At 71.3% G+C, this 1,989-nt stretch carries 1 protein-coding gene; it reads left to right on the top strand.

The window, feature by feature from the left end:
- The coding region (locus EF903_RS32055; protein ID WP_185902936.1) for a transglycosylase domain-containing protein at window positions 1-1,989 on the top strand (1,989 nt) is incomplete at both ends.

Raw genomic sequence — 1,989 nt, 5'->3', positions numbered from 1 at the left:
GTACGGGGGCGTTCCGCCGCCGCCCACCACGGCGACGGAACGCCCCCGTACGCCGCCCCCGGCCGCCCGGACCGCGGGGGCCGGCACAAACGGACCGGCTGGCGCCGCCTCGTCCCCGGCTGGCGCCCCGCCCTCGGCACCCTGCTCGCGCTCGCGCTGCTCGTCGGCGGCGCCCTCGTCGCCGGCTACCTCCTCGTCGACATCCCGCCCGCCAACGCCGCCGCGACCGCCCAGTCGAACGTCTACCTCTACTCCGACGGCACCCAACTCGCGCGCGACGGCGAGGTGAACCGCGTCAACGTCACGCTCTCGCAGATCCCCCGAACGGTGCAGGAGGCCGTACTCGCCGCCGAGGACCGGGACTTCCACACCGAGCGGGCCGTCGACCCCAAGGCGATGCTCCGCGCCGCGTGGAACACCCTCACCGGCAAGGGCCGCCAGTCCGGCTCCACCATCACCCAGCAGTACGTCAAGAACTACTACCTGGGGCAGGAGCAGACCATCAACCGCAAGGTCAAGGAGTTCTTCATCGCGATCAAACTCGGCCGCGAGAAGTCCAAGGCCTACATCCTGGAGGGCTACCTCAACACCAGCTACTTCGGCCGCAACGCCTACGGCATCCAGGCCGCCGCCCAGGCCTACTACGGCAAGGACGTCGGCCGCCTCACCACCGCCGAGGGCGCCTACCTCGCCACCCTCCTCAACTCCCCCAGCACCTTCGACGTCGTCACCCACCCCCGCAGCCGCGACCGGGCCCTCGCCCGCTGGAACTACGTCCTCGACGGCATGGTCAAGAAGCAGTGGCTCACCGAGGCCGAGCGGGCGGCGACCGCCTTCCCCGAACCGGGCCGGATCCGCCCGGCCGCCGGCCTGTCCGGACAGCGCGGCTACCTCGTCGAAGCCGTGAAGGACCACATCACCGAACGCGGCATCCTCGACGAGAAGACCCTCTCCGCGGGCGGCTACCGCATCACCACCACCATCGACCGCCGCAGGCAGGCCGACTTCACCGAGGCCGTCACCGACCGCATGCTCACCCGGCTCGACCCCGCCGCCCGCCCCGTCGACCGCTTCGTCCGGGCCGGCGGCGTCTCCATCGACCCCGCCACCGGCAAGGTCATCGCCATGTACGGCGGCATCGACTACACCCGCCAGTACGTCAACAACGCCACCCGCCACGACCACCAGGTCGCCTCGACGTTCAAGCCGCTCGTGTTCGCCGCCGCCGTCGAGAACCGCTCCCGCACCCAGGACGGCCGGCCCATCACCCCCAACACCGTCTACAACGGGGACAACAAGCGCCGCGTCACCGGCACCCGCGTCTCCTACGCCCCCGAGAACGAGGGCCGGCAGTCCTACGGCGACATCACCGTCACCACCGCCACCGACCTCTCCGTCAACACCGTCTTCGCACAGATGGTCGTCGACGTCGGCACCGACCGGGTGAAGCAGACCGCCATCGCCCTCGGCATCCCCGAGAACACGCCCAACTTCACCGCCGGCCCCGCCATGGCCCTCGGAACCCTCCAGGCCAGCGTCCTCGACATGGCCCAGGCGTACGCCACCCTCGCCGACCACGGCCGCCGCACCCCCCACACCTTCATCGAGAAGATCACCAAGGGCGGCGACACCCTCGCACTCCCCGACCGCAGCCCCGAGCAGGCCATCAGCCGCCAAGCCGCCGACACCACCACCTCGATACTCCTCAGCGTCGTCGACAACGGCACCGGCACCGCCGCCCTCGCCGCGGGCCACCCCGCCGCCGGCAAGACCGGCACCGCCGAGGAAGACCGCTCCGCCTGGTTCGCCGCCTACACCCCGACCCTCGTCACCGTCGTCGCGATGATGGGCCAGGACCCCGACACCGGCACCGTCGCCGCCGTCAGCGTCGGCATCGTCGACGGCGTCCCCCTCCTCGACCTCTGCTACGAGGAAGACGTCCGCGCGGAAACCGACATGAACGTCGTCTGCACCGGCGACGGCCGCTTC

Source organism: Streptomyces sp. WAC05292 (genome assembly GCF_003949955.1).
Taxonomy (GTDB): Bacteria; Actinomycetota; Actinomycetes; order Streptomycetales; family Streptomycetaceae; genus Streptomyces; species Streptomyces globosus.
This window is presented reverse-complemented; position numbering and strand designations above follow the sequence as displayed.